Source organism: Nocardioides sp., assembly GCF_016462705.1.
Lineage (GTDB): Bacteria > Actinomycetota > Actinomycetes > Propionibacteriales > Nocardioidaceae > Nocardioides.
Genome location: NZ_JAEMSS010000087.1, coordinates 1 through 17,039, shown reverse-complemented (window position 1 = coordinate 17,039; position 17,039 = coordinate 1). Strand labels below are relative to the sequence as shown.

Below are 17,039 nucleotides of genomic sequence, written 5' to 3'. Positions count from 1 at the left end.
GATATGTACCGACCTTGACGCTTCTGCACCCAGATCTCGGTGCAGAAGCGACAGAGTCCCCGGATCTCCGGTGACTCCGCCCGCCCCTAGGCCCGCAGCGCCGCCGCGTCCGCGGTCAGCTGGCGCAGGAAGGCCATGACGCCGTCGGGGCCGTGGACGACGAGGTCGGAGAGCGGGACCAGGGCCGCCTGCTCGTCGGACGCCGAGCAGACCAGCAGGGTGGGCATCCCGTTCTTGGACATCGCGGTCACCGCGTCGAAGGCCTCGACGTCACCGAGGTCGTCCCCGATGAAGCAGAACGCGCCCGCCTCGACCTCGCTCGCGATCTTCTCGACCGCCAGCCCCTTGTGCATGCCGGCCGAGCGCACCTCGACCACGTTGCGGCCCGGCTCGACGACCAGGTCGTGGCTGCCGGCCAGGTCCCGCAGCAGCGGGAGCAGGACCTCGGTCGCACGCTCCGGGTCGCGCATCCGGCGGGTGTGGATGGCGACCGCGAGGCCCTTCTCCTCGACGTGGGCGTCCTCGGCGCCGGCGCGCCGCAGGAACCGGGGCAGGTCGCGCAGGAACGTCGCCAGGCCGGTGGGCGGTCGCGGCGAGATGACCCGGCGGTTCGTGGAGCTCCACCGCTCGTTGCCGTACTGCCCGAAGACGAACAGCTCCTTGCCGGCGTCACCGATCGCGTTGCCGACCGCCTCGAGCCCGCCCAGGTCGAGGGCCTGGCGGGCGGGGCGCCCGGTGATCACGGCGACGGCGCGGACCTGGAGGGCGAGCCCGACCAGGACCTCCGCGGCGTCCTCGTGGATGTGGGCCAGCTCGGGGTCGTCCACGATCGGCGCGAGGGTGCCGTCGAAGTCGAGCCCCACGACGGCGTCCGCGGACGCCCGCACCAGGGCGGCGTACTTCTGCTCGCCCTCGACCGAGCCGAACTCCATGAGTCCACCCAAGCAGAGGCGGGAGCAGGGTCAGTCGAGAGGCCCCGTGAGGATCAGGGTGAGCCGGTCGAGACGCATCGGCTCGACGGCGGGGGCGGTACGCCGGATGCCGAGGTCGAGCGCGAGCTGCTTGGCCGCCGCCTTGAGCCGCTTGGGGTAGTAGACGGTCGTCGCGTCGACCGTGCCGTACCAGTTGTCGGAGCCGACGACCTGCCAGCCGATCTTGCTGGTCCGGGTGGCGACCCGGCCGGCGAGCCCGGTGATCCCGGAGTTGTTGTAGACCTCCACCGGCACCTTGGAGCGGTCGACCTGCGGCTTCGCGGGCGGCTTCTTGGTCGGCTCGGCCGTCGGCGTGGGGGCGGCCGTCGGCTGCTGGGCGGCGGGAGCGATCTCCCGCTCGGTCGCGGGCGCGTTGCGGGTGGCGACGAAGGCCACCGCGGCCATGAGGACGGCCACGATGCTCAGCATCACCACGGGCGAGGGCAGGACCAGCCCACGCTCGTCGCGGGCCCGGGCGGCCGTGGAGACGGGCATCGTCAGAGCTCGAAGCCGAGACGACGCGCCGAGCGCTGCCGCTGCCGCGCCGCGCGCAGCCTCCTGAGCCGGCGGACGAGGAGCGGGTCCGCCTCGAGCGCCTCGGGCCGGTCGATCAGGGCGTTGAGCACCTGGTAGTAGCGCGTCGACGACATGTCGAACTTCTCGCGCACCGCGGTCTCCTTGGCGCCGGCGTACTTCCACCAGTGCCGCTCGAACTCGAGGATGTCGCGGTCGCGGTCACTGAGGGCAGCGTGGAACTGCGGCTCCGAAGCAGCAGCGCTGCCCACGTTCGCGGCGTCCATGGTGCCACTGTAGGCGAGGAATCACATCGATGTCATTCGACACACGGAGGCGTCGCCGCGGTGGACCCCCGGCCTCACCACCGGCGAGACTCCCGGGCATGACCACGACCAGATGGGCCATTCTCGGCCCCGGCCGCATCGCCCGCACCTTCGCCTCCGACCTCGCCCTGGTCCCGGGCGCCGAGCTGGTCGCGGTGGGCTCGCGCTCGGCGGAGCGGGCCCGCGGGTTCGCCGAGGAGTTCGGCGTCGCGGCGTCGTACGGCTCCTACGAGGAGCTGGTCGGCGACCCGGACGTCGACGTCGTCTACATCGCCTCGCCGCACGCCCTGCACCTCGAGCACGCACGGCTCGCGTTCGAGGCCGGCAAGCACGTCCTCTGCGAGAAGCCGCTGACCCTGTCGGCCGCCGAGGCGGAGGAGATGATCGCGCTCGCCACCGAGCACGACCGGTTCCTCATGGAGGCCATGTGGACCGCCTGCCACCCGGTCATCCTGGCGGTGCGGGACCGGATCAGGGACGGCGACCTGGGTACGCCGCGCCAGCTGCACGCCGAGCTCGGCTTCGTCGTCCCGCCGGAGGCCTCACCGCGGATGCGGCAGCCGGAGCTCGGGGCGAGCGCGCTGCTCGACATGGGGATCTACCCGCTCACGCTCGCGCACCTGATGCTCGGCGAGGCCGAGGAGCTGGTGGCGACCGCGGGCCTCTCCGACGACGGCATCGACCTCGACGTCGCCATCAGCGGCCGCTACCCCGGTGGTGCCCTGGCGACGATGACCGCGTCGCTGACCTCGTGGTCGTCCCGCCGCGCCGAGATCGCCACCGACACCGGCCGGCTGACCCTCGAGGACTTCCACCACCCCGCCGCCGCGGCCTGGACCTCCTACGCCGCCGGCAGCGGCGACGGCACCACCGGGGCCGACCCGGAGCTCATCACCGGCGCCACCCCGGTCATCGGCCACGGCTTCAGCCACGAGATCGCCGAGGTCGGCCGCTGCCTCGACGCGGGGCTGCGGGAGAGCCCGCTGGTGCCGCACGCGCAGACCCTGACGATCCTGCGCCAGATGGACGACGTACGCCGGCAGGTGGGCGTGGAGTTCCCGACCGACGGCGGCTGACCTGCTGGTTCACCAAGGGATGTCGGTGAAGCCGCACCTCCCGCAGTCAGCTCGCCCTGGGAAGTGCAGGTCCGCCGACATCCCTTGATGAACCGTCGGCCCCTGGCCCCAGCGAGAGCCCCTACACCCGGAGGTACCTGATCACCGCTTGCACCCGCCGGTGCTGGGCGTCGTCGGGCAGCAGGCCGAGCTTGGCGAAGATCCGCTGGGTGTGCTTCTCGACCCCGCCCAGGGTGACCGCCAGCGCCTCGGCGATCGAGGCGTTCGACCGGCCCTCGGCCATCAGCGCCAGGACCTCGAGCTCGCGCGGGGTCAGCCCGGCCAGCGGGTCGCGGCGGCGTCCCATGAGCTGCTGGACGACCAGGGGGTCGAGGACCGTCCCACCCTCGGCGACCGAGTCGAGCGAGCGCAGGAAGTCGTCGACGTCGCTGACCCGGTCCTTCAGCAGGTAGCCGGTCCCGCCCTCGCCCGACGCGAGCAGGTCGTCGGCGTAGGACACCTCGACGTACTGCGACAGCACCATGATCCGCGCCTCCGGCCAGGTCCGGCGCACCTCGACCGCCGCACGCAGGCCCTCGTCGGTGTGGCTCGGCGGCATCCGGACGTCGACGATGCTGGCGTCGGGTCGCAGGTCGAGGACAGCGGCGACGTAGGCCGGCCCGTCCCCGACCGCGGCGACGACCTCGTGCCCGGCCTCGGCGAGGAGCAGCTGGAGACCCTCGCGGAGCAGGACCGAGTCGTCGGCGACCACCAGCCTCACGTCGACATCACACAGGGATGGTGGCAGCCAGGACGGTCGGCCCGCCGTCGGGCGAGGTCACCTCGAACGTGCCGTCGACGCCGGCGACCCGCTGGGCCAGCCCGGCGAGGCCCGAGCCCTTGCCCAGGTGCGCGCCGCCGCGGCCGTCGTCCTCGACCCGGACCGTCACGGCGCCGGGCGACGCCACGACCTGCACCGACACCCGCTCGGCGCCGCTGTGCTTGGCGACGTTCGTGAGGGCCTCGGCGACCACGAAGTAGACCGTCGTCTCGACGTGCGGGGGCAGGTCCTCGGGCACCCGGACCACCGACTCGACGGGGAGGTCCGAGCGCACCATCAGCTCGCCCAGCGCGGCCCGCAGCCCCCGGTCGACCAGCAGCGGCGGGGCGATGCCCCGGGAGAGGGAGCGCAGCTCGTCGACGGTCTCCCGGGCCTGGACCAGCGCCGCGTCCAGCGTCTCGGCGACCTTCGCGGGGTCCTGGTCGAGCTGCTTGCGGGCCCGGCCGAGGTCCATCGAGAGCCGCACCAGGCGCTGCTGCGGCCCGTCGTGGATGTCGCGCTCGAGGCGGCGCAGCGAGGCGGCCTCGGCGCCGCGGGCCGCGTCGCGTCCACCTTCCACGCGGGCCACCTCCTGCTGGAGCTCGGCCCGCCCGCACAGCACGGCCTCGGCCAGCCCGCCGTGCAGCAGCGCCATCCCCCGGACCACGAACGGCAGGGTCAGCAGGGCGATGAGCCCGATCATCGTCTGCAGCGCGACGTCGGCGAACCGGGTGTCGCCGAAGCCGATGAGCTCGGCGAGCGACTCGTCCCGGCCGTCGTCCGGCAGGTAGCGCTCCCAGAACCAGTAGGTCAGCCCGTTGGCGACCGCCGCCCACCAGACCAGGGTGACGACGAAGACGAAGGTGCCGGTCACGAACGAGATGACGCCCCACACCACGTCGAGCCAGGACTGGGGGTCGCGCAGCGGCGTCACCGACCGACGGACGAACCCGGCGTCGCGAGGCGGGCACCGGTACGCCGGGGTCGCGACGTCCCGCCCGAGCCACGTGCGCAGCCGGAACCGCTCGAGCCGCGCGAACCCGCGGGCCACCATGACCGCGAGGACGACCAGCAGGAACCCGCCGACGATGACGGCGGTGCCCAGCCCGGTCGCGACCAGGACGACCATCAGGACGAACGACGCCAGGCCGAGCGGGAACGCGGTCAGGGTGTACGCCGACTCGCGGAGGGTCCGGCGCAGGTCGGTGAAGTCGATGCTCACAGGGGCGTTCTCTGGACGGTCGGTGTCGGCGGTGTCGTGCGCGAGCTGGGTCATGTCCTTGAGCCTGCTCCCGCGCGGGCCCGACCGCGATCCTGCCAGCACCACTCTCGGTGTCGGGCCAGCCCGACACCCGGGTGCACGCGGAGGTCGCCTCACCCGTAGGGGTCGCGGCGCCCGCCTCCTAAGGTGGGGGCGTGCCCCACGACCTGGTGATCGTCGCCAACCGGCTGCCCGTCGACCGGGTGACCAACCGGGACGGGTCGACCAGCTGGACGCGGTCGCCGGGCGGTCTGGTCAGCGCCATCGAGCCCGTGCTGAGGGGCTACGACGGCGTCTGGATGGGCTGGCCCGGGGGGACCGAGCAGGACCTCGAGGAGTTCGAGGACGACGGGCTCGCGCTGGTCCCGATGACGATGACCGCCGAGGACATCGAGGGGCACTACGAGGGCTTCTCCAACGGCACGTTGTGGCCGCTGTACCACGACCTGGTCGCCAAGCCGGAGTTCCACCGGGAGTGGTGGGAGAGCTACGTCGAGGTCAACGAGCGGTTCGCCGCGGCCGCCGCGGAGCAGGCCAACGAGAACGCCACGGTCTGGGTCCACGACTACCAGCTGCAGCTGGTGCCCCGGATGCTGCGCGAGCTGCGCCCGGACCTGCGGATCGGCTTCTACCTGCACATCCCGTTCCCGCCCGCCGAGCTGTTCCAGCAGCTCCCCTGGCGACGGCAGATCCTCGAGGGCCTGCTCGGTGCCGACCTGGTCGGCTTCCAGTTGCCCGGGGGGGCCCAGAACTTCGTCCGCCTGGTGCGGCAGCGGGTCGGCCACAAGACGCACCGGGACCTGGTCTACCTCCCCGACGGCCGGACCGTCCGCGCGGCGGCGTACCCGATCTCGATCGACGCCAAGGGCTTCGAGACCCTGGCCACCAGCCCCGAGGCGGTGACCCGGGCCGAGGAGATCAGGGTCGCGCTGGGCAACCCGCGCCGGGTGTTCCTCGGCTGCGACCGGCTCGACTACACCAAGGGCATCTACGCGCGGCTGCGCGCGTTCAGCGAGCTCATCGAGGACGGCCACTTCGACGTGGAGGACGCGGTCTTCGTGCAGGTCGCCGTGCCGTCCCGCGAGCAGGTCGAGCAGTACCAGCTCCTCCGCGACGAGATCGAGCGGCTGGTCGGCCGGATCAACGGCGAGCACGGCCGGATCGGCCGTCCCGCGGTGCACTACCTGCACACCTCCCTGTCCCGCGAGGAGATGGCGGCGTTCTACCGCACCGCGGACGTCATGGTGGTGACGCCCTACCGCGACGGGATGAACCTGGTCGCCAAGGAGTACGTCGCCTGCCGGGCCGACGACGACGGCGCGCTCGTCCTGTCGGAGTTCGCCGGCGCCGCGGACGAGCTGCGCCAGGCGTGGCTGGTCAACCCCTACGACATCAACGGCATGAAGGCGGCCCTGCTCGCGGCGTACCAGGCCGACGAGCAGGAGGTGACCCGCCGGATGAAGGCGATGCGCAAGCAGGTCACCCAGCACGACGTCACCGCGTGGGCCGACAGCTTCATGTCCGCGCTGGCCGACACCGCCGGCAGCTCGCACGAGAAGACGCTGCGCCCGGCCCGGCGTTCCTAGCTGCCGCCCCCACCCCGCGCCGCGGTCGGTGGCGACTCGGGCACCGGCAGGTCCCGGCACATCAGGTCGACCAGGTCCGCCTGCAGGCGCGGGCCCAGCGCGCCCCAGCCGGGCTCGTAGCCGTAGACCTCGCGCAGGGTCCGGGACGACTCGATGCCCTGGGCGATGTCGATGTCGTCGGCGGTGATGAGCCCGGGGTGCACGACCCCGACGGCCTCGGAGACCTTGAGCAGGTCCCGGCGCAGCGAGACCAGGTAGTTGGCGGTCCGCACGGACTTCAGCTCGGGGTCGAGCCCACGCTGGAGCCAGGCGTTCTGGGTGGCCACGCCGGTGGGGCAGTGGTCGGTGTGGCACCGCTGGGCCTGGATGCAGCCGATCGCGAACATCGCCTCGCGGCCGACGTTGACCGAGTCGGCGCCCAGGGCGAACGCCACCGCGGCCGACTCCGGCAGCCCGAGCTTGCCGGCCCCCATGAAGAACACGTCGTCGGTCAGGCCGGCGGCCGCGAACCGGCGGTAGACGTGGGCGAAGCCCAGCCGGAACGGGTAGGCGACGGCGTCGGAGAAGACCAGGGGCGCCGCGCCGGTGCCGCCCTCGCCGCCGTCGACGTTGACGAAGTCGACACCGCGCCCGCTCCGGACGGGCCCGCGGGACATCTCGGTCACCAGCCGGTCCCAGAACTCCAGGTTGCCGACGGCCGCCTTGATCCCCACCGGCAGTCCGGTGGCGTCCGCGACCAGCTCGACGAAGTCGAGCATCGAGTCGACGTCGTGGAACACCTGGTGCCGGCTCGGCGAGGCACAGTCCCGGCCGGCCGGGATGCCGCGGATGTCGGCGATCTCCTGGCTGACCTTCGCGCCCGGGAGCATGCCGCCGAGCCCGGGCTTCGCGCCCTGGGACAGCTTGACCTCGATCGCCCGGACCGGCGCGGAGGCGACCAGGTCGACGAGCCGGGCGAGGTCGAAGGCGCCGTCCTCGTCACGGCAGCCGAAGTACGACGTACCGATCTGGAAGACCAGGTCGCCGCCGTTGCGGTGGTACGGCGACAGTGCGCCCTCCCCGGTGTTGTGCCAGCAGCCGGCGAGCGCGGCGCCCTTGTTGAGCGCCTCGACCGCGTTCGCCGACAGCGACCCGAAGCTCATCCCGGAGATGTTGACGACGGACGCCGGCCGGAACGCGTGCCGCCGGCCCCGGGGCCCGCCCAGCACCTTGCCCGCGGGCAGGGCCACCCCCTCACCGCCGTGCCGGCCGGTCGTGGCGCCCGGACCGGTGAAGGTCCGGTGCTTGATGACCGGCCAGGCCTCGGCGCTCTCGACGTTGTTGTCGGTGCCGAAACCGAAGTAGGAGTTCTCCAGCTTGGCCGACGAGTAGACCCAGCGCCGCTGGTCGCGGCTGAACGGACGCTCCTCGTCGTTCGAGGTCACGATGTACTGCCGCAGCTCGGGACCGAACCGCTCCAGCTGGAAGCGCAGGTGGCCGATGACCGGGTAGTTGCGCAGGATCGCGTGCTTGCGCTGGATGACGTCGTGGGTGGCGACGGCCCCGAGCGCGGCCGCGCCCAGCGCCGCGACGCGCGAGAGCCTCATGCGACGTAGGTAACCGCGGGACGGGTGTCAGTGTCGAGGCGCCCCGCATAGGCTCCGCCCATGGACCTGATCCCCAAACCCGACCAGGTCGTCGCCGCGGCGGGCAACGTGGCGCACAAGGTGCTCTACGGCGGGCTCGCGGACCTGCGCCCGATGCCGCGCACCCTGATCGACGAGGGCGAGCTGCGCGAGGTCTACCACTACCGCCCGAAGGCGGGCGCCCGCGAGCACGGCGACCCCGTCCTCATGGTGACGCCCCTCGCCGCACCCGCGATCTGCTACGACCTGCGGCGGGGGTGCTCCCTGGCCGAGCACTTCGTGACCGAGGGCCGCCCGACCTACCTCGTGGAGTACGGCGAGGTGTCGTTCCGCAACCGCGGGCTCGGCATGGAGCACTGGGTCGACGAGGTCCTCCCCGAGGCGGTCGCGGCGGTGTCCGCCCACGCCGGCGGGCGGCCCGTGCACGTCATCGGCTGGAGCCTCGGCGGGATCTTCAGCATGCTCACCGCGGCCGACCGCCCCGACCTGCCGATCGCCTCCCTCACCGTCGTCGGCTCGCCGCTCGACGTGAGCCTGGTGCCGCTCGTCGCCCCGCTGCGTCCGCTGTTCAACCTCACCGACGGTCGCGGTGCGATCACGCGCGCCTACCGGGTGATGGGCGGCGCCCCGAAGCCGCTGGTCAAGTGGGCGTTCCAGCTGTCGTCGTTCCAGAAGCTGGTCACCAAGCCGGTCGCGCTGGCGGCCAACCTGGACGACGCCGACTTCCTCGCCCAGGTCGAGGCGGTGGACCGGTTCACCGACAACATGATCGCCTACCCCGGCCGGACCTTCGGCCAGCTCTACCACCGCTTCGTCAAGGGCAACGCCATGCGCACCGGCGAGCTGGAGCTCGGCGACCGGTCGATCCGGATCGCGGACATCCGGGTCCCGGTGCTGGTCTTCGCGGGCTCGACCGACGGCATCGCCCCGGTCGCGGCGGTGAAGGCGGTCGTGCCGCTGCTGACCGGCTCGCCCGAGGTGCGGTTCGAGATCGTGCCCGGTGGCCACCTCGGGATGCTGACCGGCCGGGCCGCCCGGTCCACGACCTGGCGGGTCATGGACGAGTGGATCTCGCGCTGGTCGGGCGCGGAGCAGCCGGCCGCCGAGACCGCTACCAAGCCTCGCAAGAAGGCCACGAAGAAGGCACCTGCCAAGAAGGCGACGGCCAAGAAGGCACCGGCCAGGAAGACCACCGCGAAGAAGGCACCGGCCAAGGAAGCACCGGCCAAGAAGACCACCGCGAAGAAGGCACCGGCCAAGAAGACCGCCGCCACGAAGGCGCCCGTCAGGAAGGCGGCGGAGCCCACGATCGGGGTGAACCCGACCCGCCGGTACGGCTCGGCCGGTTCGCGCAGCCTCGCCCGCTAGCCTGCGGCGGTGACCGCGCTCCCCCGTTCCGTTCGCTTCGGCTACGGGTCGGGCTCGGTCGCGACCGGCGCGTTCGGCACCGTGCCGGGGCTGATGCTGCTGCCCTACCTGACCGACAGCCTCGGGATCGCCGCGCTGGCGGCCGGGTTCATCGTGTTCCTGCCGAAGGCGTGGGACGTGGTCCTCAACCCGATCGCCGGCCGGATCAGCGACCGCACCGACGACCCGCGCGGACCTCGGCGCCCCTGGCTGCTGCGCGCCGGCCTGCTGCTCGCGGCGTCGTTCGCGCTCATCTTCGCGGCGCCGGACATGGGGTCGAAGGTCCTCGAGGCGGCCTGGGTGCTGGTCTTCTTCCTGGCCTGCGCGACGGCGTACGCGTTCTTCCAGGTCCCCTACGTCTCGATGCCGGCGGAGATGACGGCGTCGTACGACGAGCGCACCCGGCTGATGACCTGGCGGGTGGCGATCCTGGCCTTCACGATCATGCTCGCCGGCGCGACCGCGCCCCTGATCCGCGACGGCGTGGGCGGCCGGGACGGCTACCGGGTGATGGGCGTGGTGATGGCCACGATCATCGCGATCGGCGTCGTCAGCGCCTACCGCGGCACCCGGCACGCGCCGGTGGGCTCGGTGCAGCCGGGCGTGGGCTCGCTGCGCGACCAGCTGCGGATCGTCGCCGGCGCCCGGGACTTCCGGCTGCTGCTCACGACGTTCGTCGTCCAGGCGCTCGCGACCGGGTGCATGCTGGCCGGCGTCGACTACCTGGCCACCGACGTGCTCGGCAAGAAGGGGGCGTCCACGATCCTGTTCGTCTGCTTCGTGGCCCCGGCCCTCCTGCTCACGCCCGCCTGGTCGGCGTACGGCGCCCGGGTCGGCAAGAAACGCGGCTACCTGGTGTCGTCGGGCTTCCTCGCGGTCGGCGCGCTCCTGGTCGCCTCGGCGCGGACCGCCCCGAGCATCGTGGTCTTCCTGGCGGTCGCGCTGGTGGGTGTCGGGTACGCCGGCGCGCAGGTGTTCCCGATGGCGATGCTGCCGGACGCGGCCGCCGTCGACGCGCGCCGCACCGGCTCCGGGAGGGTGGGCGTCTACACCGGGGTGTGGACCGCCGGCGAGACGCTGGGCCTGGCGCTCGGGCCGGGACTGTTCGCGGTGGTCCTCGCGATCGGTGGGTACAGGTCGAGCACGGACGGCGACGTGGCCCAGCCGGACAGCGCCCTCACCGCGATCACCCTCGGGTTCTCGGTGCTGCCGGCGGCGCTGGTCCTGCTGAGCCTGGTCTGGCTGGTCCGCTACTCGCTGACGTCGTCCGACGTCGAGACCTCGGAGGTAGGCACGTGACCGACGCCCTGGCCCGGCTGCGTGCCCTGCAGGCCGACGACCTCCCGGTCCACGGCGGCCGGACGCTCGCCTACGTCTACGACTCCGGGCTGCCCGACATCGACCGGATCGCCCGCGAGGCGGTCGCGGCCGCGGCCGCCACCAACGGGCTGGACCCGACCGCCTTCCCCAGCCTCCTGCGGATGGAGAACGACCTGGTCGGCTTCGGGCTCCGGCTCCTCGACGCCCCGGACACCGGCGTCGGGACGGTCACCTCGGGCGGCACCGAGTCGGTCCTGCTGGCCGTGCAGACCGCTCGCGACGGCCGCCCCGACGTCGAGCGCCCCGCGATGGTGGTGCCGTCGACCCGGCACGCCGCCTTCGACAAGGCCGCCCACTACTTCGGCGTCGAGAAGCGGGTGGTCCCGGTCGGGCCGGACTTCCGGGCCGACGTCGACGCGACCGCGGCCGCGGTGCGCGACCTCGGCGACCGGGTCGTCCTGCTGGTCGCCAGCGCGCCGTCGTACGCCCACGGCGTCGTCGACCCGGTCCCGGAGATCGCCGCGCTCGCGCAGGCCCGCGGCATCCGCTGCCACGTGGACGCCTGCATCGGCGGCTGGGTCCTGCCGTACGCCGCCCGGCTCGGCCGCGACGTGCCGCCGTGGTCCTTCGCGGTCGACGGCGTCACGTCGGTGTCGGTCGACCTGCACAAGTACGGCTACGCACCCAAGGGCACCTCGCTGCTGTTGCACCGGACCCCCGAGCTGCGCAAGCCACAGTTCTTCGCCTCCGCGGACTGGCCGGGTTACACGATGCTCAACTCCACGATGCAGTCGACGAAGTCGGGCGGGCCGCTGGCCGGCGCCTGGGCGGTCGTGGAGACGCTCGGCGACGACGGCTACCTGGCGCTCAGCCGGCGGCTGTTCGAGGCGGTCGACGCGATCGTGGCCGGCATCGAGGCGGCGCCCGCCCTGTCCCTGGTGACCCGGCCGGACTCCTCACTCGTCGCGTTCGAGCCCGACGGCAGCTGCGACGCCTTCACGATCTGCGACGAGATGCGCGAACGCGGCTGGTACGTCCAGCCACAGATGTCCTACGCCGGGCAGCGGCCGTCGATCCACCTGTCGGTCAGCGCCGGGACGCTGGCCCACGTCGACGGCTTCCTCACCGCCCTGACCGAGTCGGTGGCGGCCGCACAGCGGACCGGACCCGTCACCGTCGACCCCGGCATCGCGTCGTACATCGAGTCCCTGGACCCGGCCGCGCTGACCGACGCCGACTTCGACGGCCTGCTCGCGGCGTCCGGGCTCGTCGGCGACAGCGACGGTGGCGGGCTCGCCCTGCCCAGCCGGATGGCCGAGGTCAACGCCATGCTCGACCTGGCCTCCCCCGCCATGCGCGAGGCCCTGTTGGTGGCGTTCCTGGACCGGTTGACGAGGCCGGCGCACCCCCCGGGCCGAGATGACGTCCCAGGGGCACAGCCGAGGCGCGGACAGGCCGTAGACAGCGGGACCAGCCGCCCCTAGTTTCTTCGGATCCCATCGACTCGCCTCGGGGCACATCCGTCAGGACCGCCCATGAAGTCGTCACTTTCGGCCTTCGTCCGCCACAACGCCATCGCCCTGCTGGCCCTCTTCATCGCGATCGGCGGTACCTCCTACGCGGTCACCGCGCTGCCCAAGAACAGCGTCGGCACCAAGCAGCTCAAGAACAACTCCGTGAAGTCAAGCAAGATCGCCGACGGCCAGGTCAGCTCGGCCGACGTCAAGGACAGCTCCCTCCTGGCCGCAGACTTCGCTCCCGGCCAGCTGCCGGCGGGGTCGACCGGCCTCGCCGGTCCTGCGGGCCCCCCCGGGCCGCAAGGGCCCCAGGGACAGCAGGGGATCCAAGGCATCCAGGGCCCGCCGGGCCCGTCCACCGGTGCCGCCGGCGGCGACCTGACCGGCAGCTACCCCAACCCGACCATCGCCGGCAACGCCATCGGCTCCGCCGAGGTCACCGACAACTCGCTGACGGGCACCGACATCACCGAGTCGACCCTGGTCAATGTCAATGCCGGCGCGCTCGAGGGCTTCGACGCGACCGACTTCGCCGGCATGGGTCGAATCGGCGCTGCCACGAACTGCACCGACGACCAGGGGCTGGCGGAAGGGTCCGAGTGCGGGGCCGTCTCCATCACCCTCCCGCGCCAGTCCCGGCTGCTGATCCTGGCCTCGGGGACCGCGGTTGCGGTCGACCTGGACGACGGGACTGGTGCCGGTTTCGAGGTCGACGAGACCGACGAGGTCGAGGGCGAGTGCGTGCTTCGCGCCAATGGCGCCACCGTTGGCCAGGCCCAGGACTTCACCCTGAAGGAGAACGAGGCCCGCGACGTCTTCACGCTCACCGGCTTGACCAATGCCCTCTCCGGAAACTCGACCATCGACGTCACGATGCAGTGTTTCGAGGAGGACGGCGACATCGACTGGGCGGACATCAGGATCAGCGTCGTCGCGCTCGCCTCCAGCTGACCGACATCCCCGGCGCGGGCTATCCCCGCGTCGGGGTCGTCGTCATGAACTGCTGGACCGACGCCAGGGTGTAGGAGCCGGCATCGGTGCCGAGGCCCTGGGCGACCTGGGCGGCGGTGGCGCAGCCGAGGTCGGCGGCCGACCTGAGGCCACCACCGAGCGACAGCCCGCGCAGGAAGCCGGCCGAGAACGCGTCGCCGCAGCCGGTGGTGTCGACGACCTCGATCTCGTACGCCGGCACCTCGAGCGTCTCGACGACGTCCCCGTTCCCCCGGGCCACGACGACCGCACCCCGCGAGCCGGCGGTGGCTGCGACGCAGCCGGCGCCGGCCTCGACCAGCGCCCGGCAGCCGTCCTCCAGGGACGCGGCGCCGGTGAACCCCAGCACCTGCTCGTCGTTGGGCAGCAGGTAGTCGGTCTGCGGCAGGGCGTCGGCGATCCAGGCCAGCATGTCCGGGTCGCCGGGCGCGAGGATGTCGAGTGACGTGGTGGCGCCGATCGACCGGGCGTGCGCGAGCAGCTTGCCGGCCGCCTCGCCGCCGAGGAACTCCGGCCCGCCGAGGTGCACGTGCGTGCAGCCGTCGAGCAGAGACAGGTCGAGGTCGTCGAGGGTGAACGCGCCGTTGGCGCCGATGCAGTGCCATGCCGGACGGTCGCCGTTCGGCCGGACCGGGATGACCGACGAGGACGTCTGCTGGTCCGGCTTGGTCACCAGCCCGGAGACGTCGACGCCCTCGCCCTCGAGCAGGGCCAGCAGCGTGGTCGCGATCGGGTCGGCACCCACCGCGCCGTACGACGCCACCTCGGCACCGAGCCGGGACAGGACCACCGCGGTCCCTCCGGCGGTGCCGGCCGGGGACATCCGGATCGTCTCGACGAGCTGGCCGTCCGACCCGGCAGGGATCGACTCGATGCCGATGACGTGGGTGTCGAGGACGTGCACCCCGACGGTCGCGATCTTCACTGGGGATCAAACTCCTGAGGCGTTCCATAGTTACGGGACATGGCCTGGCGGACCACGTCGTCCTGCTCGTCCTGCGTGAGGACCTTGGGGGTGCCGAGGGCCGACGCCCGGTGGTAGAGCGCGGCGAGCCACTCCAGCAGCAGGGCGTTGTCCGTGGCCGCCGACAGCGACGCACCGACCGCGACCGACCCGTGGCTGGCCATCAGCGCGGCCTGCCGGCCGGCGAGCGCCTCGCGGACCGTGGTGGCCAGCTCCGGCGTGCCGAAGGTGGCGTACGGGGCCACGCGCACGGCACCGCCGAGGAGCAGCTGCTGGTAGTGGATCACCGGCAGCTCCTCGAGCACGCACGCCACCGCCGTGGAGTAGGGGGCGTGCGTGTGCACGAGAGCGGCCGCTTCGGTGTCGGCGTAGACCCCGAGGTGCAGGGACAGCTCCGAGCTCGGCGCGAGCTCGCCCTCGACGACCTCGCCGGTCGGCGTCACCACCGTGACGTCGTCGGGACGGCAGCCCGCGAGCACGACGCCGGAGGCGGTGATCCCGACGCGGTCACCGGACCGGGCCGACACGTTGCCGGCGGTGCCCACTAGCAGACCCTCGTGCGCCAGCCGCCGGGCCGCCTCGGCGACCTGCTCGCGTAGGAGAACGGTCACAAAGCCGCTCCAGCCCGTGACGGGTCGCGGCCCGACCCGTTGACCCAGCTAGTTCCCCAGGCAGTCCCCGAGGTAGTCCCCGCACCACTCAGCACGAGCGCAGTGTAGGAGCCGACGTGATCACCACCGCCCTGTCCCGCCGAGGTCTGCTGTCGGGCGCCGCCGGGGCCGCCCTCGGCACCGGAGTCCTGACCGCCGACACGGAGGCCTCCGTGCTGGCCGGCACCCGCCAGGGCGCACTGCCCACGAAGGTCGACGTCGTGGTCGTCGGCGCGGGGATCGCGGGCCTGGTCGCGGCCCGCAAGGTCGCCCGCCGAGGTCACGACGTGCTGGTCGTGGAGGCCCGCAAGCGGGTCGGCGGCCGGGTGCTCAACCACACGCTCAACCGGCAGGGCGACGTCATCGAGTCCGGCGGCGCCTTCATCGGCCCCACCCAGACCCACATCGCCCGGCTCGCCAAGCAGCTCGGGGTGCCGACGTTCCTCGAGTACAACACCGGCAACAGCGTCTACGTCTCCTCCACCACGGGCCGGATGGAGTACTCCGGCACCGTCCCGCCCGACCCGACGATCCTCCCCGACGCGGCGATCCTGCTCGCCCGGATCGACGCGTACGCCGCCGAGATCGCGGTCGACGCGCCGTGGGCGCACCCCCGGGCCCGCGAGTGGGACGCGATCACCCTCGGGGAGTGGATCCGCTCCAGCTCGCTCAACGCCGACGGCGTGGAGAACCTGATCCGGTGCTGGAGCCAGCCCGGCTTCGGCGCGGACCCCAACGAGATCTCGTTCCTCTTCGCCCTGTGGTACGTCGCCTGCTCCGGGGACGAGCAGAACGTCGGCACGTTCTCCCGCAACTCCGACACGGCGGGCGGCGCCCAGGAGAGCCGGTTCGTGGGTGGCTCGCAGCTGATCCCACTGCGGCTGGCCAAGAAGCTCGGCGACATCGTGGCCCTCAAGGCGCCGGTCGAGCGGATCGACCAACGCGACGGCCAGGTCCGGGTGCACACCGGTCGCGGCGTGGTCCGGGCCAAGCGGGTCATCGTGGCCGCGCCGCCGCCGATGGTGCTCGACATCGACTGGTTCCCGCGGCTGCCGGTCCGCCGCGAGCAGCTGATGCGGGCCCTCGACATGGGCCAGCTGATGAAGTGCGACGCGGTGTACGCCACGCCGTTCTGGCGGGCGGCCGGCCTCAACGGGTTCGGCATCAACGACTCCGGTGCCGCCCGCGCGGTGTTCGACAACACCCCGGCCGACGGCGGCCCGGGCGTCCTGCTGGCGTTCGTCGGCGGCTCGACGTGGCGGACGTACGGCGTCCTCCCCCAGTCCCAGCGCCGCCAGGCCGTGCTCGAGGGCTTCGCCGCGATGTTCGGCCCCCAGGCGCTCAGCCCCATCGACTACGTCGAGCACGACTGGACCAAGGAGCGCTGGACCGGGGGCGGCCCCACGGCCATCCACGCGCCGGGGTCGTTGGTCGAGTTCGGCCCGGCCATCCGCACCCCGCACGGCCGGGTGCACTGGGCGGGCACGGAGACCTCGACCTACTGGTCCGGCTACATGGACGGTGCGGTCCGCTCCGGAGAGCGTGCCGCCCTCGAGGTCCTGGACCGCCTGTGAAGCGCCTGCTGCTGGTCCTGCTCACCTGCGTCCTGGTCGCGCCCGTCGCCCCCGCCCGGGCCGCCGAGAGGTTCGAGACGACGGTCTTCGCGACGGTCCCGGCGCCGGGCTACCCGGCGTACGTCCACGTGCACACCAACGGGCGCGTCTACGCCGGCACGTACGCCGCCGTCGAGGCCGGCACGCCGTCGCGGGTCCTCGAGTGGAGCAGGAAGGGCACGCTGCTCCGGTCCTGGGAGGTGCCCGGCCAGCGGGCCGGCGCCGAGCACGGCGTCCAGGTCGCCACCCAGACCAGGTCCGGCGAGCTCGTGGTGCTCGACACGTCGACGTCCACGGTGCGGACGCTCAACACCCGCACCGGGCGCTGGCGGACCGTCGCCGAGCTCCCGGGCGCCGTGCCCAACTACGCCACCTGGGCCCGGGGCGGTTAGTACGGATCGGCCGCGCGCTTGTCAAATTG

At 72.7% G+C, this 17,039-nt stretch carries 16 protein-coding genes; 8 read left to right on the top strand and 8 right to left on the bottom strand.

Annotated features, from left to right (window positions below):
• Positions 1 to 86: 86 nt before the first annotated feature.
• From otsB to JHD21_RS12315, 3 genes are read right to left on the bottom strand one after another with little or no spacing between them, the layout of a single operon-like run.
• Positions 87 to 932: a trehalose-phosphatase gene (otsB, locus tag JHD21_RS12325; RefSeq protein ID WP_292675526.1), complete on the bottom strand. Its 846-nt coding sequence runs from the start codon at positions 930 to 932 to the stop codon at positions 87 to 89.
• A 30-nt stretch (positions 933 to 962) separates the two neighbouring features.
• Positions 963 to 1,466 (bottom strand): LytR C-terminal domain-containing protein, encoded by a 504-nt coding sequence (locus tag JHD21_RS12320; RefSeq protein WP_292675523.1) that lies wholly within the window; start codon positions 1,464 to 1,466, stop codon positions 963 to 965.
• A 2-nt stretch (positions 1,467 to 1,468) separates the two neighbouring features.
• Positions 1,469 to 1,771 carry a DUF3263 domain-containing protein gene (locus JHD21_RS12315; protein WP_292675522.1) on the bottom strand — a complete coding sequence of 101 codons (303 nt, stop codon included), beginning with the start codon at positions 1,769 to 1,771 and terminating at the stop codon, positions 1,469 to 1,471.
• Positions 1,772 to 1,869: 98 nt separating this feature from the next.
• Between JHD21_RS12315 and JHD21_RS12310 the strand changes: the two genes are divergently transcribed.
• Positions 1,870 to 2,886 carry a Gfo/Idh/MocA family oxidoreductase gene (locus JHD21_RS12310; protein ID WP_292675518.1) on the top strand — a complete coding sequence of 339 codons (1,017 nt, stop codon included), beginning with the start codon at positions 1,870 to 1,872 and terminating at the stop codon, positions 2,884 to 2,886.
• 121 nt (positions 2,887 to 3,007) lie between these two features.
• Here the strand turns inward: JHD21_RS12310 and JHD21_RS12305 are convergent, their stop codons facing one another.
• Entirely contained in the window at positions 3,008 to 3,646 is a 639-nt protein-coding gene (locus JHD21_RS12305) for a response regulator transcription factor (RefSeq protein ID WP_292675515.1), read from the bottom strand.
• A gap of 7 nt (positions 3,647 to 3,653) precedes the next feature.
• Positions 3,654 to 4,961 carry a sensor histidine kinase gene (locus JHD21_RS12300; protein ID WP_292675512.1) on the bottom strand — a complete coding sequence of 436 codons (1,308 nt, stop codon included), beginning with the start codon at positions 4,959 to 4,961 and terminating at the stop codon, positions 3,654 to 3,656.
• 140 nt (positions 4,962 to 5,101) lie between these two features.
• On the opposite strand from JHD21_RS12300, the gene JHD21_RS12295 reads away from it, so the two are divergent.
• Positions 5,102 to 6,532 (top strand): trehalose-6-phosphate synthase, encoded by a 1,431-nt coding sequence (locus JHD21_RS12295; RefSeq protein WP_292675508.1) that lies wholly within the window; start codon positions 5,102 to 5,104, stop codon positions 6,530 to 6,532.
• Here the strand turns inward: JHD21_RS12295 and JHD21_RS12290 are convergent.
• On the bottom strand, positions 6,529 to 8,118 hold the full coding sequence (locus JHD21_RS12290) for an FMN-binding glutamate synthase family protein (RefSeq protein ID WP_292675505.1): 1,590 nt from the start codon (positions 8,116 to 8,118) through the stop codon (positions 6,529 to 6,531). The genes JHD21_RS12295 and JHD21_RS12290 overlap by 4 nt on opposite strands.
• 60 nt (positions 8,119 to 8,178) lie before the next feature.
• Here JHD21_RS12290 and JHD21_RS12285 point away from each other — a divergent pair, with 60 nt between their 5' ends.
• The 4 genes from JHD21_RS12285 to JHD21_RS12270 are packed head-to-tail and all read left to right on the top strand — an operon-like array spanning position 8,179 to position 13,352.
• The gene (locus tag JHD21_RS12285) at positions 8,179 to 9,525 is read left to right on the top strand and encodes an alpha/beta fold hydrolase (RefSeq protein WP_292675501.1); all 1,347 of its coding nucleotides are present in this window, start codon (positions 8,179 to 8,181) and stop codon (positions 9,523 to 9,525) included.
• Between the two features lie 9 nt (positions 9,526 to 9,534).
• The gene (locus JHD21_RS12280) at positions 9,535 to 10,863 is read left to right on the top strand and encodes an MFS transporter (RefSeq protein ID WP_292675498.1); all 1,329 of its coding nucleotides are present in this window, start codon (positions 9,535 to 9,537) and stop codon (positions 10,861 to 10,863) included.
• On the top strand, positions 10,860 to 12,368 hold the full coding sequence (locus JHD21_RS12275) for an aminotransferase class V-fold PLP-dependent enzyme (RefSeq protein ID WP_292675495.1): 1,509 nt from the start codon (positions 10,860 to 10,862) through the stop codon (positions 12,366 to 12,368). Before JHD21_RS12280 ends, JHD21_RS12275 begins: the two co-directional genes overlap by 4 nt.
• Positions 12,369 to 12,419: 51 nt before the next feature.
• Positions 12,420 to 13,352: a hypothetical protein gene (locus JHD21_RS12270; protein WP_292675493.1), complete on the top strand. Its 933-nt coding sequence runs from the start codon at positions 12,420 to 12,422 to the stop codon at positions 13,350 to 13,352.
• A 19-nt stretch (positions 13,353 to 13,371) separates the two neighbouring features.
• Here JHD21_RS12270 and JHD21_RS12265 read toward each other — a convergent pair whose 3' ends face one another.
• Both JHD21_RS12265 and JHD21_RS12260 read right to left on the bottom strand, forming a co-directional pair.
• A complete protein-coding gene (locus JHD21_RS12265; RefSeq protein ID WP_292675490.1) occupies positions 13,372 to 14,316 on the bottom strand; it encodes a PfkB family carbohydrate kinase in 945 nt (314 codons plus the stop codon).
• Positions 14,313 to 14,966: a class II aldolase/adducin family protein gene (locus JHD21_RS12260; protein ID WP_292675487.1), complete on the bottom strand. Its 654-nt coding sequence runs from the start codon at positions 14,964 to 14,966 to the stop codon at positions 14,313 to 14,315. The genes JHD21_RS12265 and JHD21_RS12260 overlap by 4 nt, the downstream gene beginning before the upstream one ends.
• 116 nt (positions 14,967 to 15,082) lie before the next feature.
• Between JHD21_RS12260 and JHD21_RS12255 the strand changes: the two genes are divergently transcribed.
• Together JHD21_RS12255 and JHD21_RS12250 are read left to right on the top strand one after the other, a co-directional pair.
• Entirely contained in the window at positions 15,083 to 16,579 is a 1,497-nt protein-coding gene (locus JHD21_RS12255) for an FAD-dependent oxidoreductase (RefSeq protein ID WP_292675484.1), read from the top strand.
• Complete coding sequence (locus tag JHD21_RS12250) at positions 16,576 to 17,010, top strand: hypothetical protein (protein ID WP_292675480.1); 435 nt, start codon at positions 16,576 to 16,578, stop codon at positions 17,008 to 17,010. Before JHD21_RS12255 ends, JHD21_RS12250 begins: the two co-directional genes overlap by 4 nt.
• The last annotated feature ends 29 nt before the right edge of the window (positions 17,011 to 17,039 follow it).

Coding starts and splice junctions, on each gene's coding strand:
- otsB (WP_292675526.1), bottom strand. CDS start 932: ATGGAGTTCGGCTCGGTCGAGGGCGAGCAGAAGTACGCCGCCCTGGTG.
- JHD21_RS12320 (WP_292675523.1), bottom strand. CDS start 1,466: ATGCCCGTCTCCACGGCCGCCCGGGCCCGCGACGAGCGTGGGCTGGTC.
- JHD21_RS12315 (WP_292675522.1), bottom strand. CDS start 1,771: ATGGACGCCGCGAACGTGGGCAGCGCTGCTGCTTCGGAGCCGCAGTTC.
- JHD21_RS12310 (WP_292675518.1), top strand. CDS start 1,870: ATGACCACGACCAGATGGGCCATTCTCGGCCCCGGCCGCATCGCCCGC.
- JHD21_RS12300 (WP_292675512.1), bottom strand. CDS start 4,961: ATGACCCAGCTCGCGCACGACACCGCCGACACCGACCGTCCAGAGAAC.
- JHD21_RS12290 (WP_292675505.1), bottom strand. CDS start 8,118: ATGAGGCTCTCGCGCGTCGCGGCGCTGGGCGCGGCCGCGCTCGGGGCC.
- JHD21_RS12285 (WP_292675501.1), top strand. CDS start 8,179: ATGGACCTGATCCCCAAACCCGACCAGGTCGTCGCCGCGGCGGGCAAC.
- JHD21_RS12270 (WP_292675493.1), top strand. CDS start 12,420: ATGAAGTCGTCACTTTCGGCCTTCGTCCGCCACAACGCCATCGCCCTG.